Consider the following 26302-nt stretch of genomic DNA (forward strand, 5'->3'; position numbering starts at 1 on the left):
TTGCGGTGGCCGGCGCCTCGCAGCTATCTTTCGCGCATGCAGACCATCGATACGCTAATCCACGCCCGCTGGGTGATCCCGGTCGAGCCCCAGGGGCTCGTGCTGGAAAACCACGCCGTCGCCATCCACCAGGGGCGCATCCTGGACATCCTCCCCTCGGCCGAGGCGCGCACGCGCTACAGCGGCACCGTGGTGAAGGAGCTGCCCGACCACGCCCTCCTCCCCGGCTTCGTCAACGCCCACACCCATGCCGCCATGACCCTGCTGCGCGGGCTGGCCGACGACCTGCCGCTGCTGGAATGGCTCAAGGGCCACATCTGGCCGGCCGAGTCGCGCTGGGTGAGCGAGGAGTTCGTGCACGACGGCACCCAGCTCGCCATCGCCGAGATGCTGCGCGGCGGCATCACCTGCTTCAACGACATGTACTTCTTCCCGGACGTGACGGCGCGCGCCGCCATCCATGCCGGCATGCGCAGCGCCATCGGCCTGATCGTCATCGACTTCCCCAGCGCCTGGGCGGCGGATGCCGACGACTACCTCGCCAAGGGCCTGGCCCTGCGCGATGCGCACAAGGGCGAGACGCTGATCAGCACCACGCTCGCACCGCACGCGCCCTACACCGTCTCCGACGAGCCGCTCAGGCGCATCGCCACCTTCGCCAACGAACTCGAGCTGCCCATCCACATCCACCTGCACGAGACCGCCGGCGAGGTGGAACAGGCCATGGCCGCCAGCGGCAAGCGCCCACTGGAACGCCTGCAGGACCTGGGCCTGGTCACCCCCAACCTCACCGCCGTGCACATGACCCAGCTCACCGACGACGAGATCGAGCTGCTGGCGCAGACCGGGGCCCACGTCATCCACTGCCCGGAGTCCAACCTCAAGCTCGGCAGCGGCTTCTGCCCGGTGGCCGACCTGCGAGCCGCGGGCGTGAACGTCGCCATCGGCACGGACGGCACGGCCAGCAACAACGATCTCGACATGCTCGGCGAGATGCGCACCGCCGCCTACCTGGCCAAGGGTGTCAAGCGCGATCCGGCCGTGCTGCCGGCCGCCGAGGTCCTGTACATGGCCACCCTGGGCGGCGCACGCGCCCTGGGCCTGGGCGAGCGCACCGGCAGCCTCGAGATCGGCAAGGAGGCCGACATCACCGCCATCCATCTCGGTGACATCGAGACCCAGCCCCTCTACCACCCGGTTTCGCAGATCGTCTACGCCGGCGGGCGCGACAAGGTCAGCGACGTCTGGGTGGCCGGCCGGCATCTTCTCAAGGACCGCGCCCTCACCACCCTCGACGAGGAGACCCTGTGCCGCAAGGCCGGCGCCTGGCGCAAGCGCATACACGGCGCGTGAGCACCACACGGGCAGCTGGTACACTGTCTGCCTGACTCATGGCTCCCAAGGATCGCCCGCGCATGAACGACAGCGCCCTCAACGTCGATCACAACGAAATCAGCAAGTTCGAGGAACTGGCCCACCGCTGGTGGGATCCGGACAGCGAATTCAAGCCGCTGCACGACATCAACCCCCTGCGCCTGGATTACATCGACGCGCGTGCCCGCATTGCCGGCAAGCAGGTGCTCGACGTGGGCTGCGGCGGCGGCATCCTCGCCGAGAGCATGGCCCGGCGCGGCGCCGAGGTCACGGGCATCGACATGGGCGAGACCCCGCTGTCGGTGGCAAGGCTGCACATGCTCGAATCCGGCGTGAAGGTCGACTACCGGCGCATCACCGCCGAGGAACTGGCCGCAGAGCGCCCGGCCTCCTTCGACGTGGTCACCTGCATGGAGATGCTCGAGCACGTCCCCGACCCGGGCTCGGTGATCGCCGCCTGCGCGCGCCTGGTCAGGCCCGGCGGGCACGTCTTCTTCTCCACCATCAATCGCAATCCCAAGGCCTTCCTCTTCGCCATCGTCGGTGCGGAGTACGTGCTGAACATGCTGCCGAAGGGCACGCACGAGTTCGCCAAGTTCATCCGCCCCTCGGAACTCGCGGGCTGGGCGCGCGCCGCCGAGCTGGACGTGCAGGACATCACGGGCATGACCTACAACCCGCTGACGAAGCACTACCGCCTGGGGCGCGACGTGGACGTCAACTACCTGATGTACACGCGCAAGGACTGAGACATGGCGCAAGCGATCCGCACCGTGCTCTTCGACCTGGACGGCACCCTGCTCGACACGGCCCCGGACATGGCCGCCGCCCTCAACGCGGTGCTCACCGAGGAAGGCTTCCCGCAGCTGCCCTTCGAGCACATCCGCAACCACGTCTCGCACGGCAGCAGCGCGCTGGTGGAACTGGGATTCGGCCGGGAACAGGCCGAGGCCGATTTCCTGCGCCGGCGCCAGCGCTTTCTCGACATCTACAACGAGAACCTGCACCTGGACACCGAGCTGTTCCCGGGCATGGCCAGCCTGCTGGCCTATATCGAGCGCCACGGCATGAACTGGGGCGTGGTGACCAACAAGCCGGCCTTTCTCACCGATCCGCTGATGGCCTCTCTGGGATTGACCCCGCGCGCCGCCTGCATCGTCAGCGGCGATACCACCGACGAGCGCAAACCCCATCCCAAGCCCATGCTGCATGCCTGCGAACTGGCGGGCTCCAGCGCCGGCGAATGCCTGTACGTGGGGGACGCCAGCCGCGACATCGAGGCCGGCCGCCGCGCCGGCATGGCCACCCTGGTCGCGCTCTATGGCTACATCGACGAATTCCAGAAGCCCGAGGAATGGGGTGCGGACGGCATGATCAACGAGCCGCGCGAGATCCTCGACTGGCTGCTCGAGGCCGATCCGCAACGGGCCGCCCTGTCATGATGGAGCGTCTGGCGCAGCTCGATCCGCTCCTGCTCATCAGCGCCGGCATCGCCCTGCTCGCCGGGCTGCTCATCGGCTACCTGATTGCCCACCTGCGCGCCCATCGCCAGCAGCTCGAACAGCACAACCAGATCACGCGCCTGAGCACCGAACTCGAACACGAGCGGGCCGGCAGCGCCGAGAAGATCGCCCTGCTCGACGAGGCCCGCAAGCAGCTGGCCGACTCCTTCGCCGCCCTCTCCAGCCAGGCCCTGAAGCACAACAACGAGGAGTTCCTGCGCCTGGCGCGCGAGAATCTCAAGCAGTTCCAGAACCAGGCGAAGTCCGAGCTGGACCAGAAGGAAAAGTCCTTCGAGACGCTGATCAGGCCCATCCGCGAAACGCTGGAGAAGACCGAGCGCGAGCTGCGGCAGATGGAAAAGGAACGTCAGCAGGCCTTCGGCTCCATCAGCGAGCACCTGAAGCAGGTGGCCAACGACCACCAGCAGCTGCGCATGGAGACCCAGAACCTGGTGAAGGCGCTGCGCCGGCCCGAGGTACGTGGCCAGTGGGGGGAACTCACGCTGCGGCGGCTGGCCGAGCTGGCCGGCATGGTCGACCACTGCGACTTCTACGAGCAGGAACACCGCGCGGGCGAGGACGGCGCCATGCGCCCCGACATGATCGTGCGCATGCCGGACAACCGCGAGCTGGTGGTGGACGCCAAGACCTCACTGGATGCCTACCTCGCCGCCATGGAGACCGACGACGAACGCGAGCGGGCCGAGCACCTCAAGCGCCATGCGCGCAAGATGCGCGAGCGCATGAAGGAACTGGCGAGCAAGGCCTACTGGACCCAGTTCAAGAACTCGCCGGACTTCGTCATCCTGTTCATCCCAGGCGAGCAGTTCCTCTCCGCCGCGCTGGAAAACGACCCCGCCCTGCTGGAGGACTCGCTGGCCAACCGCGTGATCCTCTCCACACCCAACACCCTGATCGCGCTGCTGCGCGCCGTGGCCTTCGGCTGGCGCCAGCAGGCCGTGGCGGAGAATGCCGAACGCATCCGCGAGCTCGGCGAGGACCTCTACAAGCGCATCGGCACCTTCACCGAGCACATGAGCCGCATGGGGCGCCAGCTCGGCTCCACGGTGGAGAGCTACAACAAGGCGGTGGGTTCGCTGGAACGCAACGTGATGCCGGGCGCACGCAAGTTCACCGAGCTCGGCATCCATGCGAAGAAGGATGTCACCGAGCTGGAACCCCTGGAATCCGGTGTGCGCCTGCCGCCGGAATAGACGAGCCGTTCAGCCATGTCCGACGATCAGCGCGAATACCCACGCATGTCGATGTGCTTCAGCGTCGAGGTGCGTTACGAGGACCAGCCGCCGCAGGTCCTCTGCACCCGCGACCTGAGCCACGGCGGCGCCTTCATTCTCAAGGGCGAGGCCCCGCTGCCGCCGGCCGGCGCGCTGATCACCGTCAAGGCACAGAAGCCGGAAGGTGACGGCGCCGACACCCCGGTCATCCGCGCGCGCGTGGTGCGCCGCAGCGAGGAAGGCATCGCCGTGCAGTTCATCAGCTGACCATGTACCTGCTGCAGACCCTGGGGCTGTTCGTGCTCACGGCAGTGGCCGAGATCGTGGGCTGCTACCTGCCCTACCTGTGGCTGAAGAAGGACGGCCCGGCCTGGCTGCTGATCCCCGCGGCGCTGAGCCTCGCCCTGTTCGCCTGGCTGCTTTCGCTGCACCCAACCGATGCTGCCCGGGTCTACGCCGCCTATGGCGGCGTGTACGTGAGCATCGCCATCCTCTGGCTCTGGCTCATCGACGGGGCCCAGCCGACGCGCTGGGACCTCGTCGGCATCGCACTCTCCCTGGCAGGCATGGCCGTCATCATGCTCGGCGCACGCCAGACCTGAGACGGGCCCTAGTCGTACTCCCTGTCCTTCCACTGCCGAATGGCGTAGAACACCTCGCGCGCACCCTGCAGCGGCTGCCCGGCACGTGCCTCGGCCGCCGCGATCACCGTCGGCGCCTCCAGGCGCATGAAGGGATTGGTCGCCAGCTCCTCGGCCAGGATCGAGGGCACGGTGGGCCGGCCATCGTGGCGCAGCGCCAGCGCCGCCTCCTCGCGCGCCAGCAGGGCCACGTTGTCGGGTTCCACCCACTTGGCAAAGCCGAGGTTGTCCAGCGTGTACTCGTGCGCGCAGTAGATGCGCGTATCGGCGGGCAGCTTGGCGATGCGCTGCAGGGAATCGGCAAGCTGCTCGTGGGTGCCGTCGAACACCCGCCCGCAGCCGCCGGCGAACAGGGTGTCGCCGCAGAACAATGCACCGTCGCCGTAATAGGCGATGTGGCCGGCGGTATGCCCCGGTACGTCCAGCACCTCGAAGCGGGCGCCGACGGCGCGCAGCTCCACCACGTCACCCTGCTTCAGCCGCACGTCGATGTGCGGGATGCGCTCGCGCGCCGGACCATAGACGGTGAGCAGCGGGAACCGGTGCTTGAGCTCGGCCACTCCGCCCACGTGATCGGCATGATGATGCGTGATGAGTATCGCCACCGGCTCGAGACGTTCACGCTCCAGCGCCGCCAGCACCGGGGCGGCATCGCCCGGATCGACGATGGCGACATGGCGGCGACCGGTATCGCAGACGAACCAGATGTAGTTGTCGTTGAAGGCGGGGACCGGAAAGATCGACAACGAGGACATGTACGGCCTAGTTCGATTCGTCCAGGGCGCGCTGCACGGTATCGCGCGTGCCTTCGACCGCACCCTTGAGGTGCTCGCTCACGGTCTTCTCCTCGAAGGGGTTGGCATAGATCGGCCGGTCACGCCCGATGTTCACGCCAAACCACAGCCCCAGCAGCAGACCGACCACGATACCCAGTACCAGACCCTTCAACCATTTCATGTATATCCCTCCAAAAATCAGCCCTTGTGGTGAATGGTTGGATTTTAGGGATAATAAGCCGCTCTGCCCACTCGAATCCGTCACATGGCACGCATCGACCGACCGACCCGCCAGGCCTACCGCGCCTGCATGCGCACCGCCCGCGGGCATTACGAGAACTTTCCCGTGGCCTCCTGGCTGCTGCCGCGCCCCATTCGCCACCCGGTGGCGGCGATCTATACCTTCGCCCGCCGCGCCGACGACCTGGCCGACGAAGGAACGCGCCCGGACGACGAGCGCCTGCGCGCACTGGATGCCATGGGGACCGCAGTCGATGCCGCCGCGCGGGGCGAAGCCAGTGACGACCCGCTGTACCTGGCGCTGGCCGATGCCATCCCCCGCCACGGCCTGCCGGTATCGCTGTTCCACGACCTGCTCGATGCCTTCCGCCAGGACGTGACCAAGAAACGCTATGCCGACTTCGGCGAGGTGATGCAGTACTGCCGCCGTTCGGCCAACCCGGTCGGCCGCCTGCTGCTGCACCTCACGGGCAACGCCGAGGAAAAGAACCTGGCGCTGAGCGACGGTGTCTGCAGCGCCCTGCAGCTCATCAACTTCTACCAGGACCTGGTACAGGACTACGAGGAACTGGGGCGCATCTACCTGCCGCAGGACGAGATGGAGAAATACGGCGTGACCGAGGCGCATCTTCGCGAACGCCGCTCGGACGTGGCCATGCGCCGGCTCATGCAGCACCAGTTCCAGCGCGCCGACCGCATGCTGCGCGCCGGGGCCCCGCTGGGCAAACGCCTGCGCGGCCGTTTCGGCCTCGAGATCCGCATGATCGTGATGGGCGGGGCGCGCATCGTCCACCGTCTGAAACAGCAGGACGATCTCTTCAGCCGGCCGCGGCTGCAGCTGCGCGACTGGGCGAGCATCGTGCGGGGCGCCCTGTTCCCGCGCTGAAAAGCTGGTTAGGCTAGGCGGCATGGACGACAAGCGGAGTCACTGAATCCATGCGCATGTTCGAAGGCCTGGGGCGCCACGTCGGCCGCTGGCTGGCGGCCTATCTCAACCAGCCGGTGGGACGCTACCAGCCTTTCGCCGTGCACGACCCCGCCGAACTGGCCGCCTGGCTGGAGCCGGGCGACGTGCTGCTGGTCGAGGGCAACCGCCGCATCTCCACCGCCATCAAGTACCTGACCCAGTCCACCTGGTCGCATGCCGCCCTGTACGTGGGCGATGCCATCGACGCACGCAGTCCCGAGGACGAACCGCTGTGCCTGATCGAGGCGGACCTGCAGCATGGCGTCATCGCCGTGCCCCTCGCCAGGTTCCGGGATCTCAACCTGCGCATCTGCCGGCCAGTCGGACTCACCGCCGACGATCGCCGGCAGGTGATCAGCTTCATGCTGGAGAGCCTGGGCAAGGCCTACGACCTCAAGAACGTCTTCGACCTGATGCGTTATCTGCTGCCCGAACCGCCGGTCCCGCAGCGCTTTCGCCGTCGCATGCTCGCCCTGGGCAGCGGCGACCCGACGCGCGCCATCTGCTCCACGCTCATCGCCCAGGCCTTCCAGGCCGTGCGCTATCCCATCCTGCCCAGCCCCGTGAACGGCGGCGCGATGCATGCCGAGACCCTGCTGGAGATCCGCCACCACTCGCTGTTCACGCCGCGCGACTTCGACCTCTCGCCCTACTTCCGCGTGGTGAAGCCCACCATCGAGGATGGCTTCGACTACCAGCGCCTGCGCTGGGCGGGGGACGCCCAGGGCACGGAAGACTGATCCGTACGGAAGACTGAGCAGCCCCGCGGCCTGTGATAGCATGGACGCTTTTCGTGGGCAGCCAGAGCCATGACCGCCGAGCGCATCCGATCACCGAACGACTACTGCCAGGAACGCGCCGCCAAGAGCGGCTCGAGCTTTTATTACAGCTTCCTGTTCCTGAACGAGGAGCAGCGCCAGGCCATCACCGCGCTGTACGCCTTCTGCCGCGAGGTGGACGACGTGGTGGACGAGTGCAGCGACCCTGGCGTGGCCCGCGCCAAGCTCGACTACTGGCGGGGCGAGATCGCCAGCGCCTTCGACGGCACGCCACAGCACCCGGTCACGCGCGCCCTGCAGCCCGCGCTCGCCCGCTACAACCTGCCGCAGGAATACTTCCAGGAGATCATCGACGGCATGCAGATGGACCTGGACTACGACGCCTACCCGAGCTTCACCGAGCTCTCGCTCTACTGCTACCGGGTCGCCTCGGTGGTCGGCCTGCTGTCGGCCGAGATCTTCGGTTACGAGGACCGCCGCACCCTGCGCTACGCCAACGACCTGGGCATCGCCTTCCAGCTCACCAACATCCTGCGCGACGTGCGCGAGGACGTGGAACGTGGGCGCGTCTACCTGCCACTGGACGAGCTGAAGAAGTTCGGCGTCTCGCCGGGCGACCTCAGCCTGCCGCAGACCACCGACAACCTGCGCAAGCTCTTCGCCTTCCAGGCCGAGCGCGCGCAGGGCTATTACGACCGCGCCTTCGGCCATCTGCCCGAGGGCGACCGCTGGTCGCAGCGCACCGGCATCATCATGGCCGCGATCTACCGCACCACACTGCGCGAGATCGAGGACGACGGTTTCCGCGTGCTCGAGCACCGCATCAAGCTCACCCCCCTGCGCAAGCTGTGGATCGCCTGGCGCACCGCGCGCCAGGAAAAGAAACGGCACAAGCGCCTGCAGCGGGAACAGGTGAAGTAAACATCGCCATGCACGCCCCGGTGGTCATCATCGGCGCCGGCTGGGCCGGCATCGCCGCCGGCGTGGAACTCGCCCGTCACGGCCTGCCCGTCATCCTGCTCGAGGCCGCCCGCCAGCCCGGCGGACGGGCGCGCAGCGTGAGCACCGACGGCCTCACCGTGGACAACGGCCAGCACCTGCTGATCGGCGCCTACCACGCCACCCTCGCCCTGCTGCAACAACTCGGCATCGGCGAGGGCGAGGTCCTGCTGCGCCTGCCGCTGCAGCTCGAGATACGCACCCCGCAGGGTCCCGGCCTCGCGCTACAGGCCCCGCGCCTGCCAGCCCCTCTGCACCTGCTCGTCGCCCTGCTCGGCGCCCGCGGGCTCGCCTGGCGCGACCGCTACCGGGCGCCTGCCCGGCTGCCGGCCCTGATGCGCTGGCAGGGGGCCGAGGACATCAGCGTCGCGGCCCTGCTCGAGGCCTGTGGCCAGCCCGAGGTGCTGCAACGGCTGCTGTGGGAGCCGCTGTGCATCGCCGCCCTCAACGTCCCGACGGACCAGGCCTCGGCCCGCGTCTTCACCCGCATGCTGCAGGAGAGCTTCGCCACCCGACGTGCCGCCTCCGACCTGCTGATCCCGCGCCGGCCGCTGGGCGAGGTCATTCCCGGACCCGGCGCCGAGTTCATCCGCCGACGGGGCGGCGAGATCCGTTACGGCCAGCCCGCCCGCCGCATCACCCCGCAGAATGATGGCCTGGGCGTAGAGACGGATACGGACATGCTGCAGGCCCGTGACGTGGTCGTGGCCACCGCGCCCGTCGCTGCCGGGCGCCTGCTCGTCGATTTCAAAGAGACGGCGGCCGCGCTCGCCGCACTCAACGCCCTGGGTGATGAGCCCATCACCACCGTCTACCTGCAATACCCTGCTAACCGGCGCCTGGCGCGCCCCATGATCGGCCTGGCCGGCACGCTCTCGCAGTGGGTCTTCGACCGCGGCGTGGCCGGTCAGCCCGGGCTCATCGCCGTGGTGATCTCGGTGGGCGGGAACCACATGGACATGGACAATGCGGCACTGGCCGCCAGGGTCGCCGAGGAGCTGGCCGCCTGCTTCCCGGCGCTCGGCCGGCCGGACTGGACGCGCGTGATCCGCGAGAAGCGCGCCACCTTTCGCTGCACGCCCGGCAGCGACGCCCTGCGCCCGGGGCATGCGACGACACACCCGGGCCTGTGGCTGGCCGGCGACTACACCGACACCGGCCTGCCCGCAACCCTCGAAGGGGCGGTGCGCAGTGGTTTAGAATGCGCCCACGCCATCCTCAACCGACGACGAATCGAGAGCCCGCATGCCGAGCATTGACGAACTCAAGCACTACCAGCCCCCCGCCGACCTGCTGAAGGACCGCGTCATCCTGGTCACCGGGGCGGGCGACGGCATCGGCCGGGCGGTGGCAAAGGCCTGCGCCGCGGCCGGCGCCAGCGTGATCCTGCTCGGCAAGACCATCAAGAAACTCGAGGCCGTCTACGACGAGATCGAGGCCGCCGGCGGTCCGCAGCCGGCCATCTACCCGCTGAACCTCGAGGGCGCCACTGCCAAGGACTACGACGACCTGGCCGAGAACATCGGCCAGGAATTCGGCCGGCTGGACGGCCTGGTGAACAATGCCGCCTGGGTCGGCACCCTCACCCCCTTCAAGCTCTATGACCCGGAACTCTGGGGCCGGGTGATCATGACCAACCTGCACGGTCCCTTCCTGCTCACCCGCGCCTGCCTGCCGCTGCTGGAACAGGCCCCGGATGCCGCCATCGTCTTCTCCAGCCAGGACTGCAACAAGGCCTACTGGGGCGCCTTCGGCGTGGCCAAGGGCGGGCAGCAGAGCATGATGAAGATCCTCGCCGCCGAGTATTCGGGCGAGCGGCGCATGCGCGTGAACAGCATCGACACCGGGCCGGCCCGCACCCAGCTGCGCATCATGAACTACCCGGGCGAACCGCCGGCCAGCCTGCCCGCCCCAGAGGCATTCGCTGCGGCCTACGTCTACCTGCTCGGCCCCGAGGCGGGCGAGACACGCGGCGAGGACTTCCGCCTCTACGAATAAGCCGGCGACGAAGCGTCGCGACGGTGCCCATGAAAAAGGCCGGACAGTGTCCGGCCTTTTTCATGGATGCGACCGACGGACCTCAGTCCATCAGGTTCACCTCCACCCCCTGCTCGCGCAGGTGATGGGCACGAGCGTCGATGAAGCGCTGCAGCTCCGGCTCGTTCCGGTAGGCACCGGAGGCCACGTAGTCCATCACCGACTGGATGTGGAAGGACTTCAGATACCCCTCGGTGCGGAAGACCTCCTCGCCCCGGGCATCGAAGAAGACCAGGCTGGGCGCGTAGTTGACGTTCATCTGCTTCGCCCAGTCGCGCTGTGTCTGGCGCATGCCCGCCGGTGTCACCAGCGGCTCGTCGGACCACATGTCCACCACCAGCACATCGAAGTCGTCGAGCAGCTCCCGGCTCTCCTCGCGCCGGAGCACGTCCTGATGCAGCTCGTCGCAGGCGGCGCACTGCTGCTGTTCGAAGAACACCAGCAGGGGCTTCTCGCCCTCGCGGGCGGAGGCGCGCAGATCATAGGGCTTGCCGACGGTGCTCACCTCGGTGTGCAGCTTGCCGGAGGCGGCCTCACTGGCGGCCTTTGCCAGGTAGTCGCGGAAGGCCAGCTCGCCCTCCATCTTCTGGCCGACGTAATCCAGGGCCGCGGTGAACTTGTGCGGGGCGTAGTAACCGTTGATGCGCAACACCACCTCGCCCTGCTCGTCCAGGAACACCAGGGTGGGGGTGAACATCACCTTCTGGTCCACCGCAAACTGCTTTTCGGTGGTCTGCCGGCCATCGAGGTCGGTGACCTCACGATCCCCCCACATGTTGATGGCGATGGTGTTGAAGTACTTCTGCGTCTTGTCGGCGATGGCCTTCTGCCCGAAGTTGTCCTGCAGCAGCTTGGCGCAGTAGGGGCAGCCATCCTGGTAGAAGTACAGCAGCAGGCGGCGATCTTCGGCGGCGGCCTCGGCCACGTCCTCGCGCAGGTCCAGGAAGGACTCGGTGAACCAGGCGGGCTTCTCCTCATAGCCCGGATTCACGAAGCCCGGGGCCAGCTCGCCCTCTTCCTTCGCCAGGCCGGTGGTCGCCAGGACCATGGCGGCGAGCCCCCCCAGCAATGCATGCACAGCTCTCATCTCGACTCCTCCGTTACCGGTTTTTCTTATGTACTTGGACGCCAATCCTACCGATAAACCATGCGACATTTCATCCCGCAGATCGTTCCCCCGCGCGGCCTTCGGCCGAGGGGCAATCCGCACGCAGGCAGCACTCGGCACAGCAGGGGCGCGGGCGGCAGACGTGCTTGGCCTGGGCGACGATCAGGGCATGGTATTCGTTGAACAGCGCCACATCCGGCGGCAACACGCGCTCGAAGGCATGGCGCAGGGCCTCGTAGCCCGCGTCGGGGGCGCAGAGCCCCAGGCGGGAGAACAGCCGCCGCGTGTAGGCATCGATGACGAACACGGGGCGGCGAAAGGCGTAGAGCAGGATGTCGTCGGCCGTCTCCGGTCCCACCCCCTTCACCGCGAGCAGGGCATGGCGCAGCTTCTCCGTCGGCCAGCCAGCGATGGCCTCGACGCCGCCGGCCGCCACCAGCCAGCGGCACAGCGCCTGCAGGCGGGCGGCCTTGACGTTGAAATAACCGGAGGGGCGCAGCCGCGCGGCAAGCGCGGCCGTATCGCAGGCGAGCAGGCGCCGGGGTTCGAGCAGGTCGTCGGCGCGCAGGTTGGCGATGGCGCGCTCGACGTTACGCCAGGCCGTGTTCTGGGTGAGCACGGCCCCGACCATCACCTCGAAGGCGGTGTCGGCCGGCCACCAGTGCTGGGGCCCGTGCCGGGCGAGCAGTCGGTCGTAGACCCTGCGCGCCTGGCCCGGGGTCACTTGCCGCCCCGCCCCCAGGGATTGGACTTGCCGCCGGACCGGTCGCGCGACCGCGGACCACGCGCCTCGGCCGGGCGCGAGGCACTGCGCCGGCTGGTCGAGGGCGGTCGCGACCCCGTCACCCCGGGCTTGGGCTTCGGCGCCACGTACTTCAGGCCCACGGCCTCGTAGAGCTGGCGCATCTCGCGGGGCTTGAGGTCCGCCCAGCGCCCCGGCTTGAGCGCGCGCTGCAGCTCGATCGGCCCGTAGCGCACGCGGATCAGGCGACTCACGGTCACGCCCTGCGACTCCCACAGGCGGCGCACCTCGCGCTTGCGGCCCTCCTTCAGGGTGACGCGGAACCAGGTATTGGCCCCCTCGCCACCGGCCCGCTCCAGGGTCTCGAAGGCGGCGCGGCCGTCCTCCAGCTCCACCCCGGCGAGCAGGCGCTTCATCATCGCGTCGTCCACCTCGCCCAGCACGCGCACGGCATACTCGCGCTCGATCTCGCTGGAGGGGTGCATCAGCCGGTTCGCCAGCTCGCCGTCGTTGGTGAAGAGCATGAGGCCGACGGTGTTGATGTCCATGCGCCCCACCGCCACCCAGCGGCTGCTCTGCATGCGCGGGAGATGATCGAACACGGTCGGGCGCCCCTCGGGGTCATCCCGGGTGCAGACCTCGCCGACGGGCTTGTGATAGGCGATCACGCGCGCCTTGAAGTGCGAGACCCTGGACAGGGCCACCGGCTCGCCGCGTATGGCGATGACATCGGTCTCGCTGGCGTGATCGCCCAGGGTGGCCGGCTTGCCGTTGATGGTGATCTGCCCCTGCTCGATGAGGCGTTCGATCTCGCGGCGCGAGCCGTAACCGGCACGGGCCAGGAGTTTTTGCAGTCGTTCAGCCATGGTCCTGCCTGCGGGCCCGGGCTGTCCCGGGCGGGTGGATTCGCTAGAATGGGGTCAATCGACCATCCGAATCCCGGCAGAATACCATCATGACGAACCCGCGCGAATTCATTCCGCTCAATATCGCCGTTCTCACCATCTCCGACACGCGCACCGAGGCGGACGACACCTCGGGACGCACGCTCGTCGAACGCGCGCAGGAGGCCGGCCACCGCGTGGTGGAAAAGACCATCGTGCCGGACGACATCTACCGCATCCGCGCCGTCGTCTCGCAGTGGATCGCCGATCCCGGGGTACAGGTGGTGCTCACCACCGGCGGCACCGGCGTCACCGGCCGCGACGGCACGCCCGAGGCCATCGCCCCGCTGCTCGACAAGGCGATCGAGGGCTTCGGCGAGATGTTCCGTATGCTCTCCTACGAGGAGATAAAGACCTCCACCCTGCAGTCGCGCGCCATCGCCGGGGTGGCCAACGGCACCTATCTGTTCTGCCTGCCGGGCTCCTCCGGCGCCTGTCGCACCGGCTGGGACCGCCTCATCCGCGAACAGCTCGACCACCGCACCGCCCCCTGCAACCTGGCCATGCTCATCCCCCGGCTGCGGGAACGTTAGGCGGCAAAAGGCGACAAATCAAAATAACAACAAGACCAATCACCGTGTCCGGGAGATCCACGATGTCCACCAGAGCCAGACTTCTCGCCACCAGCCTCGCCGCACTGCTCGGTGCCGGCGCCCTGCAGGCCGAGACCCCTCGCGCCATCGCCGAGGGCCATACCCACTACAACTGGAACCAGCACGAGACGCTCCCGCCGGACGAGGCCATCCGGCGCCTGAAGGAGAACAACGTGGTGTTCGTGGTGGTGGCGAGCTCGCCCCCCGAGCTGGCGGTCGAACTCGCCGAGGCCGGTGGTGGCGACTGGATCGTGCCCATCTTCAGCCCCTACCTCACGCCGGTACACCGCCACAACTGGTACAACGACCCGGAGGTGCTGGTGCAGATGGAAAAAGGCCTGGCCTCCGGCAAGTACCACGGCATCGGCGAGGTGCACATGCTGCCGGGGCTGGGGCCGCACCGCACCCACCCCGCCTTCCTCAAGACCCTGGATCTCGCCCGGCAGTACGACGTGCCCTACATGATCCACACCGATGCCTCGAGCTACAAATACCTGCTGTCGATCTGCATGCAGCACAGCGACGTGCGCTTCGTCTGGGCCCATGCCGGCGGCATCCTGCCGCCGGAACAGGTCGACGCCCTGCTGGAGGGCTGTCCGAACGTGGACATCGACCTCTCCGCACGCGACCCCCTGCGCCACACCGAGACGCAGATCATCGACGAGAGCGGCAGCCTGCTGCCTGGCTGGCGCGACCTGGTGCTCAAGCATCCGAGCCGCGTCATCGTCGGCGCCGACCCGGTCTGGCCCGTCTACAACAAGCACGCCTGGGACGCACCGGACACCGGCTGGGACAAGCTCGAGTTCTTCCTCGACTTCCACCGCCGCTGGATCAGCGACCTGCCCGAGGACATCCAGGAGGCCATCCTGGTGGAGAATGCGAAGCGCATCTATACGCCGCGACAGTGAGGCAGGAGGCGTGAAGCGATAGGGCGGCCCGTGGCCGCCGGGCCATGAAAGGCCCATGCCACAGAGGGCACAGAGCAAAGCAGATGTTTGTAGGAGCGCTGCAAGGCGCGATCAAGGATGGCTCGCCTGGCATGGGTAGGCCCCGCCTTGCGCCTGACACCTCGCTCCTCATGTCCCCCTCAGAACCATAGGATGGCCCGTGGCCGCCGAGCGGGGAGAAGCCGGGTGATCCGCCAAGAGACACAGGCCTCCCTGCATCCTCTGTGAACTCTGTGCCCTCTGTCGCGAATCGACTTTCGCCTAACACCTAACGCCTAACGCCTAACGCCCACACAGAAGCAGCCATGCAGCCAACGGAACAGAAACAACCCGTTTACTGGCATCACCTCGATCCCCACGCGGTGCTCGACAAGCTCGGCAGCAGCGCACAGGGGTTGAGCCAGGCCGAGGCGCAACACCGCCTTGCCACGTACGGCCCCAACCGGCTCCCCGCCGGCCGGCGCCGTGGCCCCCTCGCCCGCCTGGCCGCGCAGTTCAACAACCTGCTGATCCAGGTGCTGATCGTCGCCGCCGTGGTCACCGCGCTGCTCGACCACTGGGTGGACACCTGGGTAATCCTCGGCGTGGTGGTGGTCAACGCCATCATCGGTTTCGCCCAGGAAGGCAAGGCGGAGAAATCGCTGGAGGCGATCCGTCACATGCTTTCGCCTCGGGCCTCGGTGACCCGCGACGGCCAGCGCCGCACCGTAGCTGCCGAGGAGCTGGTGCCGGGCGATGTGGTGCTGCTGGAGCCGGGCGACAAAGTTCCCGCCGACCTGCGCCTCCTGCGTGCCCGTAACCTGCGTATCCAGGAGGCCGTGCTCACCGGTGAGTCCGTGGCCGTGGAGAAGTCTGCCGATGCGGTGGCCGTGGATGCCGACCTCGGCAACCGCCGCGGCATGGCCTATTCCGGCACCCTGGTCACAGGTGGCCAGGGCCTGGGGGTGGTCGTTGCCAGCGGCGCCGACACCGAGATCGGCCGCATCAGCGACCTGCTCGCCCGGGTCGAGGACATCACCACGCCGCTGCTCGAACAAATGGCCGGCTTCGCCCGCCTGCTCGCCATCGTCATCATTGGTATCGCTGCCCTGGTCTTCGCCTATGGCTACCTGCTGCAGGGGCGCGACGCCACCGAGATGTTCATGACGGTCGTGGGACTCGCGGTAGCCGCGATCCCCGAGGGCCTCCCCGCCATCCTCACGGTGACGCTGGCGATCGGTGTGCAGCGCATGGCAGGGCGCAATGCCATCATCCGCCGGCTGCCCGCGGTGGAAACACTCGGCGCCGTCTCCATCATCTGTTCGGACAAGACCGGCACGCTCACCCGCAACGAGATGACCGTGCGCACCGTGATTACGGCCGACGAGACCTATACCGTGAGCGGCGCCGGCTATGACCCCCATGGCGGTTTTGCCATAGACGGCGGCGAGATCGACCCGCAGCTGCATCCCGGCCTGCGTGAGATCCTGCGTGCCGCCGCCCTGTGCAACGACGCCTCACTCAGCCGCAAAGACGATGCCTGGCAGGTGGACGGCGATCCCATGGAAGGTGCCCTGCTGATCGGCGCCATGAAGACCGGCCTGGAACTCGCCATCGAAGCCGAACACCTGCCGCGTATCGACGCCATCCCCTTCGAAACCGAACACCGTTTCATGGCCACCCTGCACCATGATCACGAGGGCAACGGCTACATCTTCATCAAGGGGGCCCCGGAGCGCATCCTCGACATGTGCGACAGGCAGTGCAGCAATCCGCTGGACCGCGCGTACTGGGAACATCACATCGAAACCATCGCCGCCGAAGGACAGCGCGTCCTCGGCATCGCGATGCGCCGGGTGACTGCCGAACATCGCGAGCTGCACTTTCATGATCTCGACCAGGACATCACCCTGCTCGGCCTGCTGGGCCTGATCGACCCACCCCGCGAGGAGGCCATTGCGGCCGTGCGCGACTGCCAGGCCGCCGGCATCCGTGTGAAGATGATCACCGGCGACCATGCCCTGACCGCCCGCGGCATCGCGCGCCAACTCAGGCTGCAGAATGACGATGACGTGGTCACCGGACACGAGCTGGAAGGCATGGATGACGACGAGCTTGCACGTATCGTACCGCACGTCGATGTCTTCGCCCGCACCACGCCCGAGCACAAGCTGCGGCTCGTCACCGCCCTGCAGGCGGCCGGCAAGGTGGTGGCCATGACAGGCGACGGCGTCAACGATGCCCCGGCACTCAAGCGCGCCGACGTCGGTGTGGCCATGGGCAGAGGGGGAACCGAGGTGGCCAAGGAATCCGCCGAGATGGTGCTGGCCGACGACAACTTCGCCTCCATCGCGCAGGCGGTACGCGAGGGGCGCACCGTCTATGACAACCTGAAAAAGGCCATTCTCTTCCTGCTGCCGGTCAACGGTGGCGAGTCACTCGCCATCCTGCTCGCGGTACTGGCCGGCCTCACGCTACCCATCACGCCGCTGCAGATCCTCTGGGTCAACATGGTCAGCTCGGTGGGGCTGGCGATGGCGCTGGCCTTCGAGCCGCCCTCACCACGCGTGATGCAGCGGCCACCCCGACCACGTGACGAGCCCATGCTCTCCGCCTTCCTGCTATGGCGTATCTGCCTGGTCTCGCTGCTGTTCGTCGCGGGCGTCTTCGGCATCTTCGCCTGGAGTCAGTATCATGGCGCCACGCTCGAAGAGGCGCGCACCTACGCCGTGAACACCCTGGTCGTGATGGAGATCTTCTACCTCTTCAGCATCCGCTACCTGGACAGCAGCTCCATCGGCTGGCGTCAGGTACGCGGCACACGGGCCGTGCTCATCGCGGTAGGTATCGTCGTCGCACTGCAGTTGCTCTTTACCTACGCCCCCTTCATGGAGACCTTCTTCGACACGCGTCCGGTGGATTTCATTCACGGCGTGGAGATCATCGCCATTGGCGTGACACTGTTTGCGCTGCTGGAGCTGGAGAAGTGGGTACGTCGGCGATGGGTGGAGCGTGGGCGTGAGGCGTAAAAGCCGGACGCCACAGAGGGCACAGAGGATGCAGGGAGGCCTGTGTCTCGTGGTGGATCACCCGGCTTCCTCTGTGAACTCTGTGCCCTCTGTGGCATGTAGACTTTCGTCTAACCCCTAACCCCCCAACCCAGACAATATGGCACCCGGCCTTCTTCCTCCACGCTCGACGACATGGCCTACGGCCCTGGGCATCGGCCTGCTCTGCGCGGGCAACCCCCTCCTGGCCGACGAGCCGGCGGTACGGCATGGGGCCGTGCTGGAAGACGGCGCCGCCGTCAAGGGCGCTCTCACGGCAACCGTCCAGCATGCGGACAACCAGGATATCGATACCGAGGTCCTCTCCTCCTTCGACCTGCTCACCACATTGCCGACGGCGAGCGGGCGCTGGCTGTTCTATCTGGAGGGAAGCACCACGCCGGCAGACGACGGCGTATCGGCGACCCTCCATGAAGCCAATGCGGATGCCGGCACGGCCCTGGATCGCGATGGCAAGGGTCGGCTGCAGGTCTCGGAGGTGAACTATCGCTGGCGCTGGACGGGACACACCCTGACCCTCGGCCTGATCGATGCCAGCGGCTACCTCGACATCAGCAATCTTGCCAACGACGAAACCACGCAGTTTCTCGGCACGCACTTCGTGAACAATCCCACCATCGCCTTTCCGGACTACACACTGGGCGCTGCCCTGCATCACAGCTACCAGGGACAGGTCTTTCCCGGGTTCACCCTCTTCATGGGCAGCTCGCACGGGCTGGGCGATAATGCAGAACGCTCCTATGCGGCGCTGCTCGACGTCGATGCGTCGGACAAGGGGGTCTTCGGCGCGGGGGAGATCTACTGGCAAGGTGCCACCACCACCCTGCGCCTGGGACTGTGGCAGAACAGCGGCGACCATGCCCGGCTCGACGGCCTGCCGGGCATGGCGTCCAACCGGGGGATTTACGCAGTCGTGGATACCGGCCTGGGAGATGCGCGCCTGAACCTGCGCCTGGGACAGGCCGACGAGACGGTTGCCGAGGCGTCAGCCTTCGTGGCCCTCGCCATCGAACATCCGGTTGGTGGTGTACCGACAGGGCTCGGCCTTGCCCAGACCCGCGCCTCCGACGAGCTGGATGCGACGCGCAGCGACAGCCGCCAGGCCGAACTTTATATGCGTTTCAGACCCTATGAAGGGCTGCGCATCAGCCCCTCCCTGCAATACATCCGCAACAGCGGGCTCATCGATGACAACGCAGACCACTGGGTGACCGGCCTGCGCATCAGCTACGGCTTCTGAGAGTAGTGGGAGTCAGGCGATAGGCGCAATCCGTGCCCATACCGGGCGAAGCAGCCATCCCCCGATCGCGCCTCGCAGCGCTCCTACCGGCACCCGTCTTCCTCTGTGCCCTCTGTGTCCTCTGTGGCGAGTCGACTTTCGTCTATCGCCCAAGACCCACTACATCTCCATCCCCGTATCCACCGCCGGCAGACGGATGAAGTGATCGCGGTAGTGCTTGAGCTCCTCGATGGAGTCGCGGATGTCGTCCAGGGCCAGGTGGCTGGAGGCCTTGCTGAAACCGCCGGCCACCTCGGGCGCCCAGCGGCGCGCCAGTTCCTTGAGGGTGCTGACGTCGAGATTGCGGTAATGGAAATAGGCCTCGAGCCCGGGCATGCAGCGGGCGAGGAAGCGCCGGTCCTGGCAGATGCTGTTGCCGCACATGGGCGAGGCGCGCTCGGGCACCCATGCACGCAGAAAGGCCAGGGTCTCGGCCTCGGCCTGCGCCTCGTCCACCGTGCTCTGGCGCACCCGCTCGGTGAGCCCCGACTGGCCATGCTGACGCGTGTTCCACTCGTCCATGCCGGCCAGCACCGCGTCGGGCTGGTGGATCGCGAGCACCGGCCCCTCGGCCAGGAGATTGAGATCCTTGTCGGTGACGATGGTCGCGATCTCGATGATGCGGTCGTTCATCGTGTCGAGACCGGTCATCTCGAGATCGATCCAGATCAGGTTGTCGGCGCTGGCGCTCATGTGGGGATTCCCTGGTTCAAGAATGTGTCAGTCTGCGGGCCATTGTGCCGCTTGCCCCTGCTTCTCGCAAAGGGGTAAGCTCCTTCGTCGAGGTCTCATTCATGCATGCCTTCACCATCCTGTTTCTCATCGCCCTGCTGACCAGCGTCGCCCTGCGCCTGTGGCTCTCCCGGCGCCAGGCACGGCACGTGCGCGCGCACCGCGACGCGGTGCCGGCCGAGTTTGCCGCCAGCATCCCGCTGGCCGCGCACCAGAAGGCGGCCGACTACACCCTGGCCCGCGGGCGGCTGGGGCGCATCGACCTGATCTACGGCGCCCTGCTGCTCGTCGCCTGGACCCTGGGCGGCGGGCTGCAGCTGCTGGACGAGACCTGGCGCCAGGCGGGCTGGAACGCGCTGGCCACGGGTACGGCCGTGCTGCTCAGTGTGTTCCTCCTCACCGGCCTGCTGGAACTGCCCGTTTCCGTCTACCGCACCTTCGGGCTGGAGGCACGCTTCGGCTTCAACAAGACGACCCCGCGCACCTTCCTGGCCGATCTCGTGAAAGGGACACTGCTGGCGCTCGTCCTGGGCATACCGCTCATCGCACTGGTGCTGTGGCTGATGCAGGTGACCGGGGAACACTGGTGGCTGTGGGTCTGGGCGGCGTGGACGGGCTTCACCCTGTTGCTGATCTGGGCCTACCCCACGCTGATCGCGCCGCTGTTCAACCGCTTCGAGCCGCTGGACGACGACGCCACGCGCGAGCGCGTCGAGCGGCTGCTGGCCCGCTGCGGCTTCAGCAGCAACGGCATCTTCGTGATGGACGGCTCGCGCCGCTCCGGCCACGGCAATGCCTACTTCACCGGGCTTGGCCGTCACAAGCGCATCGTGTTCTTCGATACCCTGCTCGATACGCTGGAGCCGGCCCAGATCGAGGCCGTACTCGCCCATGAACTCGGGCACTTCCGCCGCCGTCACGTGCTCAAGGGCATGCTGCTGCAGTTCGCCCTGTCGCTGGCTGCGCTGGCCCTGCTCGCCTGGCTGATCGGCACGGAGGGGTATTTTGCCGGCCTGGGCATCGAGACACCCTCCACCCACCTCGCCCTGGCGAGCTTCCTCCTGGTGGCGCCGGTGTTCGGCTTCTTCCTTCAGCCCCTGCTCGCCTGGCTGTCGCGACGCCACGAGTTCGAGGCCGATGCCTTCGCCGCCAGCCAGACCGATGCCGACAGCCTGATCCAGGCGCTGGTACGCCTGTATCGCGACAATGCGAGCACCCTGACGCCGGACCCCCTGCACTCGGCCATCTACGACTCGCATCCCCCGGCCAGCGTGCGCATCGCCCACCTCAAGTCGCTGCCCGCCGTATAATGCGAACCCGGACCCCCACAGGAGCCAAGCCCATGAAACCGATCGTGATCTTCATCGCCCTGCTGACGAGCATGGCCCCGGCCATGGCGGCCGATTTCGAGCACGGCAAGCAGCTGCACCAGGACAACTGCATGGCCTGCCACGCCCGCATGACCGGTGGCGACGGCGAGGTGCTCTACACCCGCCCCGATCGCCGCGTCAGTTCGCTGGCCGGCCTGGAGGCCCAGGTGCGCCGCTGCGAATCCAACCTGCAGCTGAAGTGGTTCGACGAGGACATCGCCGACGTGGTGCACTTCCTCAACCAGACCTACTACCGCTTTTGATCCGGGAGGCATGGCCATGTCCGACCTGAGGCAGAAACGCTGCAGGCCCTGCGAGGGCGGCGTCGCACCGATCACCCCCGAACAGGCGCAGGCGGAGATGCATTCCCTCGATCCGCAGTGGCAGCTGGTCGAGGATGGCCGGGCCATCCGTCGTGAATTCCGCTTCGCCGACTATTACCAGACCATGGCCTTCGTCAATGCCATCGCCTGGATCGCGCACCAGGAAGACCATCACCCGGACCTCGAGGTGGGCTACAACCGCTGCCTGGTGCGCTACAGCACCCACGCCATCGGCGGCCTGTCGGAAAACGACCTGATCTGCGCCGCCAAGGTGGACGCCCTGCTGCAAACCTCGGGCGCATGAGCGATCGCAGCCGCCCCGGGAGGGTGATCACGCGCTACGGCGCGGACATGATCGTCGAGGACGAGGACGGTCAGACCCATCGCTGCACCACCCGGCGCAAGCTGCAGGACGCGGTGTGCGGGGACTACGTGCAGTGGCAGGCGGAACAGACCGGCAACGCCGTCGTCGTCGCCATCGAGAAGCGGCAGAACGTCCTCACCCGTCCGGACCTGCGCGGACGGCCCAAGCCCATCGCCGCCAACATCGACCAGCTGGCGATCGTCAGCGCCCACCTGCCCGCCCCCAACTGGGAGATGGTGGACCGCTATCTCGTCGCCGCCGAACTGCTGCCGGCCGATGCCCTCATCGTGCTCAACAAGTGCGACCTCGCGGACACCCATCCGGTGGACGAGACCATCCTCGCCGAATACCGCGAACTCGGTTATCAGGTCCTGGAGGTCTCCAGCACGCGGGAACACGGACTGGACGGATTGCTTGCCGCGTTGAAGGGAAAGACCAGCATCCTGGTCGGGCTCTCGGGCGTGGGCAAGTCGTCGCTCATCAAGAACCTGCTGCCCGCCCAGGACATCCGCATCGGCGAGATCTCCGACCACAGCAGCAAGGGCAAGCACACCACCACCAGCGCGACCCTCTACCACCTGCCGGACGGCGGCGAACTCATCGACTCGCCGGGCGTGCGCGACTTCACGCTCGGCACGGTCACGCCCGCCGAACTGGCCCGTGGTTTCCGGGAGATCGCGGACCGTGCAGGCGACTGCCGATTCCACAACTGCACGCACGTCGTGGAACCCGGATGCGCGGTGAAGGCCGCGGTGGAGGATGGCGGGATCTCACGACGCCGCTACACGAACTACCGCAACATCCTCGCCGCCGTGAACGCCGTTTGAGAGGAGCTTGCCAGGCAGATCAGTCAGCGGGTGTAACGGCACTGAAGCCACAGAGGGCACAGGGACCACAGAGGAGAAACCGCTCCTCGCATCAACTCTGTGTGCCCTGTGCCCACGGTGGCAAAAAGACCGACACGGGCAACTGACCGCCTTTTTATCCCGGCGGCCAGCCCAGCGCACGCCCGCCCAGCACGTGCAGGTGCACGTGGAACACGCTCTGCCCCGCACCGGCCCCGCAGTTCACCACTGTGCGATAGCCGCTTTCGGCGATGCCACAGGCCTCGGCCACCTGCTGCGCACCGAGGAACAGTCTGCCCAGGAGTTGCGCGTCCTCCGCCTCGGCATCGTGCAGCGTGGCGATGTGCTTGCGCGGGATCACCAGCACGTGGGTCGGTGCCTGCGGATTCAGATCCCGGAAGGCGATGACGTCGTCGTCCTGGTACACCACATCCGCCGGAATCTCGCCGGCCGCGATCTTGCAGAAGATGCAATCGGACATGAGTTGGCTCCTTTCAGTCGCGTCCGTGGTCCGTGGTCAGTCGTCCGTTGCAAAACCGCAAACGAACGACCGACCGCATTCAGTATTGCTTTCTACCCTGGAAGGCATGCGACAGCGTCTGGCTGTCCGCGTACTCGAGTTCACCGCCGATCGGGATGCCATGCGCCAGGCGGGTGGTGGAGATGCCATGCTCGGCGGCCAGTTCGCTGATGTAATGCGCGGTCACCTCGCCTTCCACCGTCGGGTTGGTGGCCAGTATCACCTCCTGCACCTCGCCCTCGCCGAAGCGCCGCTCGAGCTCGTCCAGGCCGAGCTCCTCCGGACCGATGCCGTCCAGCGGCGAGAGATGGCCCATGAGCACGAAATACAGCCCCCGGTAGACCGAGGCCTGCTCGATGGCCAGCACGTCCGCCGGCGTCTCGACGATGCACAGCTGCTCGACCTGGCGCGCCGGATTGGCGCAGATGCGGCAGACCTCGAGCTCGGTGAGCGTGCGGCAGCGCTTGCAGTGGCCGATCTTCTCCACCGCCTCGCGCAGGGCATCGGCCAGGCGCAGCGCACCGTCGCGCTCGCGCTCGAGCAGGTACAGCGCCATGCGCTGCGCCGATTTCGGCCCGACCCCCGGCAGGATCTTCAGGGTGTCGACCAGGTTCTGCAGTACCGAACGCTCGGACATGCGCGCGGGATCAGAACGGCAGCTTCATGCCGCCCGGCAGGTTCATCCCGGCGGTGATACCCGACATGCGCTCGCTGGTCTCGCGATCCACCTTGTGCACGGCGTCGTTGATGGCCGCGGCGATCAGGTCTTCCAGCATCTCGCGGTCGTCACCCATCAGGCTGTCGTCGATCGCCACGCGGCGCACCTCGTGCTTGCCGGTCATGGTCACCTTCACCATGCCGCCCCCGGACTCGCCCGTGATCTCCATGCGCGCGATCTCTTCCTGCGCCTTCTGCATGTCGGCCTGCATCTTCTGGGCCTGCTTCATCAGGTTGCCCAATCCACCTTTCATCATCTTGCACCTGTCACTTGCTGGTTAGGGGTCTTACCGAACCCGGTATGAGCTCCGCGCCGAAGGTCTCCCTCAGTGCGCGGGCCACGGAATCTTCCTCGATGGAGCGCTCGGCCGCCTGCTGCCGCTCCGCCTGGCCGCGCTCCACGGCCTGCGCGGGCGTGTCATCGACCTGGTCTACGACCTCGATGACGAGCTTCAGCGCCTCGCCGAAATGCTCGCACAGCGCCTTCTCGATGCGCGCCTCCACGCTCTTCGTGCGCAGGCTCTCCTGGGAGCGCGCCAGCGCCAGCACCACGCGGCCATCCTCGATGGCCCGCAGCGAGCAGTTGGCCGCCAGCGAACGGGCCATGGCCCGCAGGCCCAGCTGGTTCACCAGCGCATGCCAGTCGATGCCGCGCAGGTCGGGGCCCGCAGCCGGGCTGGCCGCCGGGGCTGGAGCTGGGGCCGGAGCTGGGGCCGGCGCCGGCTCCGTCACACTGGCGGCCCCGGATGCGGCGGTCGGGGGCGGCGCCTCCTCCCAGGCCGGCGGCACCGACGCGGGTTCCGGGGGACGCGCCGCCGGGGCAGCCGGTGCCGGTGTCGACATGGCCTCGGCGGGCGCGGCAGGCGCCACCGGCATCGGCCGGCTCACCCGGGGGGCGGCGTCAGGTGTTTTTTTTTGAGCCGGTCTGTCCGCCTGCACGGCCGCCATCGCCGCCTCGCGGGCGCTGGCCGGGGTGGTCGTCTCCGCTCCGGCAACCGGCGCCGACACCGCATCCACCACGGGCCGGAAGGCCTGCATGCGCAGCAGCACCATCTCGAAGCCCGCCTGCGGGTTCGGGTTCAGCGGCAGGTCGCGGCGCCCCATCAGGGCGATCTGGTAATAGAGCTGCACGTCCTCCGGGGCCAGCCGCTCGGCCAGGGCGCGCAGTCGCGCGGCATCCGACTCGACGCTGTCCAGCGCCTCGGGCACCACCTGGGCCAGGGCCACCTGGTGCAGCAGGGATATCAGGTCATCCAGCACGCCCTCGAAGTCCGGGGCCTGTTCGGCCACCTTCGCCACGGCCTCGAGCAGGGCGCGGCCATCGCCACCGGCCACGGCATCCAGCAGGCCGAAGACATGCTCACGGGCGATGCCGCCCAGCATGTCGCGTACCTCGGCATCACGTACCTCGCCACCGCCGAAGGCGATGGCCTGGTCGAGCAGGCTCAGGGCATCGCGCATGGAGCCATCCGCCGCCACGGCGATCTGGTCCAGCGCCGCACTGTCGGCACGGATGCCTTCCTGTTCGAGGATGTGGGCGAGATGGCCGACGATCATGGAGGCCGGCATGCGCTTGAGACTGAACTGCAGGCAGCGCGAGAGGATGGTCACCGGCAGGCGCTGCGGATCGGTGGTCGCCAGCAGGAACTTCACGTGCGGCGGCGGCTCCTCCAGGGTCTTCAGCAGGGCGTTGAAGCTGTGCCCGGAGAGCATGTGCACCTCGTCGATGAGGTAGATCTTGTAGCGCCCGCGGGTGGGGGCGTACTGCACGTTGTCGAGCAGCTCGCGTGTATCCTCCACCTTGGTGCGGGAGGCCGCATCCACCTCGATCAGGTCGACGAAGCGCCCCTCGTCGATCTCGCGACAGGCGGCGCATTCGCCGCAGGGTCGGGCGGTGATGCCCGTCTCGCAGTTCAGGCACTTGGCCAGCACGCGCGCCACCGTGGTCTTGCCCACACCGCGCGTGCCGGTGAACAGATAGGCGTGGTGCAGCCGCCCCTCTTCCAGCGCGTTGACCAGCGCGCGCAGCACGTGGGTCTGCCCCACCATCTGCTCGAAATTGCGCGGGCGCCACTTGCGCGCAAGAACCTGATAACTCATGAGATACGGTGCGAACCGGTAGCCTGACGAAGGCCCACACTATAGCAGAGACTGGGCCCCGGCCGTAACGACGGGGCGGGCAAAGAAAAAGGCCGGACGGGCCGGCCTTTTTCCCACTCGC

General features: G+C 67.5%; 29 protein-coding genes. 19 read left to right on the top strand and 10 right to left on the bottom strand.

The window, feature by feature from the left end; genetic code table 11:
- Window positions 1–36: 36 nt before the first annotated feature.
- The 6 genes from HUJ28_11045 to HUJ28_11070 all read left to right on the top strand — a co-directional run bounded on the left by HUJ28_11045 (window position 37) and on the right by HUJ28_11070 (window position 4713).
- Window positions 37–1353: a TRZ/ATZ family hydrolase gene (locus HUJ28_11045; protein ID MBD3619999.1), complete on the top strand. Its 1317-nt coding sequence runs from the start codon at window positions 37–39 to the stop codon at window positions 1351–1353.
- Between the two features lie 62 nt (window positions 1354–1415).
- Complete coding sequence (gene ubiG, locus HUJ28_11050) at window positions 1416–2123, top strand: bifunctional 2-polyprenyl-6-hydroxyphenol methylase/3-demethylubiquinol 3-O-methyltransferase UbiG (GenBank protein ID MBD3620000.1); 708 nt, start codon at window positions 1416–1418, stop codon at window positions 2121–2123.
- A gap of 3 nt (window positions 2124–2126) precedes the next feature.
- Entirely contained in the window at window positions 2127–2816 is a 690-nt protein-coding gene (locus tag HUJ28_11055) for an HAD-IA family hydrolase (GenBank protein ID MBD3620001.1), read from the top strand.
- Window positions 2816–4090, top strand: coding sequence for a DNA recombination protein RmuC (gene rmuC, locus HUJ28_11060; GenBank protein MBD3620002.1), 1275 nt, complete (start codon window positions 2816–2818; stop codon window positions 4088–4090). Before HUJ28_11055 ends, rmuC begins: the two co-directional genes overlap by 1 nt.
- Window positions 4091–4105: 15 nt before the next feature.
- Window positions 4106–4378, top strand: a complete 273-nt coding sequence (locus tag HUJ28_11065) for a PilZ domain-containing protein (protein ID MBD3620003.1) — start codon at window positions 4106–4108, stop codon at window positions 4376–4378.
- A gap of 2 nt (window positions 4379–4380) precedes the next feature.
- The gene (locus HUJ28_11070) at window positions 4381–4713 is read left to right on the top strand and encodes a YnfA family protein (GenBank protein MBD3620004.1); all 333 of its coding nucleotides are present in this window, start codon (window positions 4381–4383) and stop codon (window positions 4711–4713) included.
- An 8-nt stretch (window positions 4714–4721) separates the two neighbouring features.
- Here HUJ28_11070 and gloB read toward each other — a convergent pair whose 3' ends face one another.
- Together gloB and HUJ28_11080 are read right to left on the bottom strand one after the other, a co-directional pair.
- A complete protein-coding gene (gene gloB / locus HUJ28_11075) occupies window positions 4722–5507 on the bottom strand; it encodes a hydroxyacylglutathione hydrolase (protein MBD3620005.1) in 786 nt (261 codons plus the stop codon).
- 7 nt (window positions 5508–5514) lie between these two features.
- Window positions 5515–5709 carry a hypothetical protein gene (locus tag HUJ28_11080; GenBank protein MBD3620006.1) on the bottom strand — a complete coding sequence of 65 codons (195 nt, stop codon included), beginning with the start codon at window positions 5707–5709 and terminating at the stop codon, window positions 5515–5517.
- Window positions 5710–5793: 84 nt separating this feature from the next.
- Between HUJ28_11080 and hpnC the strand changes: the two genes are divergently transcribed.
- The 5 genes from hpnC (at window position 5794) to HUJ28_11105 (ending at window position 10511) form a co-directional block, all read left to right on the top strand.
- Window positions 5794–6654 carry a squalene synthase HpnC gene (gene hpnC / locus HUJ28_11085; protein ID MBD3620007.1) on the top strand — a complete coding sequence of 287 codons (861 nt, stop codon included), beginning with the start codon at window positions 5794–5796 and terminating at the stop codon, window positions 6652–6654.
- Window positions 6655–6710: 56 nt separating this feature from the next.
- Window positions 6711–7475: a lipo-like protein gene (locus HUJ28_11090; protein ID MBD3620008.1), complete on the top strand. Its 765-nt coding sequence runs from the start codon at window positions 6711–6713 to the stop codon at window positions 7473–7475.
- Between the two features lie 69 nt (window positions 7476–7544).
- Window positions 7545–8435: a presqualene diphosphate synthase HpnD gene (gene hpnD, locus HUJ28_11095; GenBank protein ID MBD3620009.1), complete on the top strand. Its 891-nt coding sequence runs from the start codon at window positions 7545–7547 to the stop codon at window positions 8433–8435.
- A gap of 8 nt (window positions 8436–8443) precedes the next feature.
- Complete coding sequence (locus HUJ28_11100) at window positions 8444–9772, top strand: FAD-dependent oxidoreductase (GenBank protein ID MBD3620010.1); 1329 nt, start codon at window positions 8444–8446, stop codon at window positions 9770–9772.
- Window positions 9759–10511 (top strand): SDR family NAD(P)-dependent oxidoreductase, encoded by a 753-nt coding sequence (locus tag HUJ28_11105; GenBank protein MBD3620011.1) that lies wholly within the window; start codon window positions 9759–9761, stop codon window positions 10509–10511. The genes HUJ28_11100 and HUJ28_11105 overlap by 14 nt, the downstream gene beginning before the upstream one ends.
- Window positions 10512–10593: 82 nt before the next feature.
- Here the strand turns inward: HUJ28_11105 and HUJ28_11110 are convergent, their stop codons facing one another.
- The 3 genes from HUJ28_11110 to rluB form a co-directional block, all read right to left on the bottom strand.
- Window positions 10594–11637, bottom strand: a complete 1044-nt coding sequence (locus HUJ28_11110; protein ID MBD3620012.1) for a thioredoxin fold domain-containing protein — start codon at window positions 11635–11637, stop codon at window positions 10594–10596.
- A gap of 70 nt (window positions 11638–11707) precedes the next feature.
- Window positions 11708–12289 carry an endonuclease gene (locus HUJ28_11115; GenBank protein ID MBD3620013.1) on the bottom strand — a complete coding sequence of 194 codons (582 nt, stop codon included), beginning with the start codon at window positions 12287–12289 and terminating at the stop codon, window positions 11708–11710.
- An 89-nt stretch (window positions 12290–12378) separates the two neighbouring features.
- On the bottom strand, window positions 12379–13266 hold the full coding sequence (gene rluB, locus HUJ28_11120; protein ID MBD3620014.1) for a 23S rRNA pseudouridine(2605) synthase RluB: 888 nt from the start codon (window positions 13264–13266) through the stop codon (window positions 12379–12381).
- A gap of 89 nt (window positions 13267–13355) precedes the next feature.
- On the opposite strand from rluB, the gene moaB reads away from it, so the two are divergent.
- The 4 genes from moaB (at window position 13356) to HUJ28_11140 (ending at window position 19171) form a co-directional block, all read left to right on the top strand.
- Window positions 13356–13877, top strand: coding sequence for a molybdenum cofactor biosynthesis protein B (moaB, locus tag HUJ28_11125; protein ID MBD3620015.1), 522 nt, complete (start codon window positions 13356–13358; stop codon window positions 13875–13877).
- Between the two features lie 62 nt (window positions 13878–13939).
- On the top strand, window positions 13940–14845 hold the full coding sequence (locus HUJ28_11130) for an amidohydrolase family protein (GenBank protein MBD3620016.1): 906 nt from the start codon (window positions 13940–13942) through the stop codon (window positions 14843–14845).
- Between the two features lie 344 nt (window positions 14846–15189).
- Window positions 15190–17892 (top strand): cation-transporting P-type ATPase, encoded by a 2703-nt coding sequence (locus HUJ28_11135; protein MBD3620017.1) that lies wholly within the window; start codon window positions 15190–15192, stop codon window positions 17890–17892.
- Window positions 17893–18031: 139 nt separating this feature from the next.
- Window positions 18032–19171 carry a carbohydrate porin gene (locus tag HUJ28_11140; GenBank protein MBD3620018.1) on the top strand — a complete coding sequence of 380 codons (1140 nt, stop codon included), beginning with the start codon at window positions 18032–18034 and terminating at the stop codon, window positions 19169–19171.
- Between the two features lie 159 nt (window positions 19172–19330).
- On the opposite strand, the gene orn is transcribed toward HUJ28_11140, so the two are convergent.
- Complete coding sequence (gene orn, locus HUJ28_11145) at window positions 19331–19903, bottom strand: oligoribonuclease (GenBank protein MBD3620019.1); 573 nt, start codon at window positions 19901–19903, stop codon at window positions 19331–19333.
- A gap of 101 nt (window positions 19904–20004) precedes the next feature.
- Between orn and HUJ28_11150 the strand changes: the two genes are divergently transcribed.
- The 4 genes from HUJ28_11150 to rsgA are packed head-to-tail and all read left to right on the top strand — an operon-like array spanning window position 20005 to window position 22826.
- Window positions 20005–21252 (top strand): M48 family metallopeptidase, encoded by a 1248-nt coding sequence (locus HUJ28_11150; protein ID MBD3620020.1) that lies wholly within the window; start codon window positions 20005–20007, stop codon window positions 21250–21252.
- 32 nt (window positions 21253–21284) lie between these two features.
- A complete protein-coding gene (locus HUJ28_11155) occupies window positions 21285–21575 on the top strand; it encodes a cytochrome c (protein ID MBD3620021.1) in 291 nt (96 codons plus the stop codon).
- Window positions 21576–21591: 16 nt separating this feature from the next.
- The gene (locus HUJ28_11160; GenBank protein MBD3620022.1) at window positions 21592–21939 is read left to right on the top strand and encodes a 4a-hydroxytetrahydrobiopterin dehydratase; all 348 of its coding nucleotides are present in this window, start codon (window positions 21592–21594) and stop codon (window positions 21937–21939) included.
- Window positions 21936–22826, top strand: coding sequence for a small ribosomal subunit biogenesis GTPase RsgA (rsgA, locus tag HUJ28_11165; GenBank protein MBD3620023.1), 891 nt, complete (start codon window positions 21936–21938; stop codon window positions 22824–22826). The genes HUJ28_11160 and rsgA overlap by 4 nt, the downstream gene beginning before the upstream one ends.
- 154 nt (window positions 22827–22980) lie before the next feature.
- Here the strand turns inward: rsgA and HUJ28_11170 are convergent, their stop codons facing one another.
- The 4 genes from HUJ28_11170 to dnaX all read right to left on the bottom strand — a co-directional run bounded on the left by HUJ28_11170 (window position 22981) and on the right by dnaX (window position 26181).
- The gene (locus tag HUJ28_11170) at window positions 22981–23325 is read right to left on the bottom strand and encodes a histidine triad nucleotide-binding protein (GenBank protein MBD3620024.1); all 345 of its coding nucleotides are present in this window, start codon (window positions 23323–23325) and stop codon (window positions 22981–22983) included.
- 79 nt (window positions 23326–23404) lie between these two features.
- On the bottom strand, window positions 23405–24001 hold the full coding sequence (gene recR / locus HUJ28_11175) for a recombination protein RecR (GenBank protein ID MBD3620025.1): 597 nt from the start codon (window positions 23999–24001) through the stop codon (window positions 23405–23407).
- 10 nt (window positions 24002–24011) lie between these two features.
- Entirely contained in the window at window positions 24012–24338 is a 327-nt protein-coding gene (locus HUJ28_11180) for a YbaB/EbfC family nucleoid-associated protein (GenBank protein ID MBD3620026.1), read from the bottom strand.
- A gap of 10 nt (window positions 24339–24348) precedes the next feature.
- The gene (gene dnaX / locus HUJ28_11185; GenBank protein MBD3620027.1) at window positions 24349–26181 is read right to left on the bottom strand and encodes a DNA polymerase III subunit gamma/tau; all 1833 of its coding nucleotides are present in this window, start codon (window positions 26179–26181) and stop codon (window positions 24349–24351) included.
- Window positions 26182–26302: the final 121 nt, after the last annotated feature.

It is taken from the genome of Chromatiales bacterium, from assembly GCA_014762505.1.
GTDB lineage: Bacteria > Pseudomonadota > Gammaproteobacteria > SpSt-1174 > SpSt-1174 > SpSt-1174.

Bases quoted from the DNA above. Each gene is read 5' to 3' on its own strand.
- HUJ28_11105 (MBD3620011.1), top strand. From the start codon at position 9,759: ATGCCGAGCATTGACGAACTCAAGCACTACCAGCCCCCCGCCGACCTG.
- HUJ28_11080 (MBD3620006.1), bottom strand. From the start codon at position 5,709: ATGAAATGGTTGAAGGGTCTGGTACTGGGTATCGTGGTCGGTCTGCTG.
- HUJ28_11065 (MBD3620003.1), top strand. From the start codon at position 4,106: ATGTCCGACGATCAGCGCGAATACCCACGCATGTCGATGTGCTTCAGC.
- ubiG (MBD3620000.1), top strand. From the start codon at position 1,416: ATGAACGACAGCGCCCTCAACGTCGATCACAACGAAATCAGCAAGTTC.
- dnaX (MBD3620027.1), bottom strand. From the start codon at position 26,181: ATGAGTTATCAGGTTCTTGCGCGCAAGTGGCGCCCGCGCAATTTCGAG.
- HUJ28_11140 (MBD3620018.1), top strand. From the start codon at position 18,032: ATGGCACCCGGCCTTCTTCCTCCACGCTCGACGACATGGCCTACGGCC.
- HUJ28_11045 (MBD3619999.1), top strand. From the start codon at position 37: ATGCAGACCATCGATACGCTAATCCACGCCCGCTGGGTGATCCCGGTC.
- gloB (MBD3620005.1), bottom strand. From the start codon at position 5,507: ATGTCCTCGTTGTCGATCTTTCCGGTCCCCGCCTTCAACGACAACTAC.
- HUJ28_11110 (MBD3620012.1), bottom strand. From the start codon at position 11,637: ATGAGAGCTGTGCATGCATTGCTGGGGGGGCTCGCCGCCATGGTCCTG.
- moaB (MBD3620015.1), top strand. From the start codon at position 13,356: ATGACGAACCCGCGCGAATTCATTCCGCTCAATATCGCCGTTCTCACC.
- HUJ28_11150 (MBD3620020.1), top strand. From the start codon at position 20,005: ATGCATGCCTTCACCATCCTGTTTCTCATCGCCCTGCTGACCAGCGTC.
- HUJ28_11115 (MBD3620013.1), bottom strand. From the start codon at position 12,289: ATGGTCGGGGCCGTGCTCACCCAGAACACGGCCTGGCGTAACGTCGAG.
- HUJ28_11135 (MBD3620017.1), top strand. From the start codon at position 15,190: ATGCAGCCAACGGAACAGAAACAACCCGTTTACTGGCATCACCTCGAT.
- HUJ28_11055 (MBD3620001.1), top strand. From the start codon at position 2,127: ATGGCGCAAGCGATCCGCACCGTGCTCTTCGACCTGGACGGCACCCTG.
- HUJ28_11160 (MBD3620022.1), top strand. From the start codon at position 21,592: ATGTCCGACCTGAGGCAGAAACGCTGCAGGCCCTGCGAGGGCGGCGTC.
- HUJ28_11170 (MBD3620024.1), bottom strand. From the start codon at position 23,325: ATGTCCGATTGCATCTTCTGCAAGATCGCGGCCGGCGAGATTCCGGCG.
- HUJ28_11155 (MBD3620021.1), top strand. From the start codon at position 21,285: ATGAAACCGATCGTGATCTTCATCGCCCTGCTGACGAGCATGGCCCCG.
- HUJ28_11100 (MBD3620010.1), top strand. From the start codon at position 8,444: ATGCACGCCCCGGTGGTCATCATCGGCGCCGGCTGGGCCGGCATCGCC.
- rmuC (MBD3620002.1), top strand. From the start codon at position 2,816: ATGGAGCGTCTGGCGCAGCTCGATCCGCTCCTGCTCATCAGCGCCGGC.
- hpnD (MBD3620009.1), top strand. From the start codon at position 7,545: ATGACCGCCGAGCGCATCCGATCACCGAACGACTACTGCCAGGAACGC.
- HUJ28_11130 (MBD3620016.1), top strand. From the start codon at position 13,940: ATGTCCACCAGAGCCAGACTTCTCGCCACCAGCCTCGCCGCACTGCTC.
- rluB (MBD3620014.1), bottom strand. From the start codon at position 13,266: ATGGCTGAACGACTGCAAAAACTCCTGGCCCGTGCCGGTTACGGCTCG.
- hpnC (MBD3620007.1), top strand. From the start codon at position 5,794: ATGGCACGCATCGACCGACCGACCCGCCAGGCCTACCGCGCCTGCATG.
- recR (MBD3620025.1), bottom strand. From the start codon at position 24,001: ATGTCCGAGCGTTCGGTACTGCAGAACCTGGTCGACACCCTGAAGATC.
- HUJ28_11180 (MBD3620026.1), bottom strand. From the start codon at position 24,338: ATGATGAAAGGTGGATTGGGCAACCTGATGAAGCAGGCCCAGAAGATG.
- HUJ28_11090 (MBD3620008.1), top strand. From the start codon at position 6,711: ATGTTCGAAGGCCTGGGGCGCCACGTCGGCCGCTGGCTGGCGGCCTAT.
- HUJ28_11070 (MBD3620004.1), top strand. From the start codon at position 4,381: ATGTACCTGCTGCAGACCCTGGGGCTGTTCGTGCTCACGGCAGTGGCC.
- orn (MBD3620019.1), bottom strand. From the start codon at position 19,903: ATGAGCGCCAGCGCCGACAACCTGATCTGGATCGATCTCGAGATGACC.
- rsgA (MBD3620023.1), top strand. From the start codon at position 21,936: ATGAGCGATCGCAGCCGCCCCGGGAGGGTGATCACGCGCTACGGCGCG.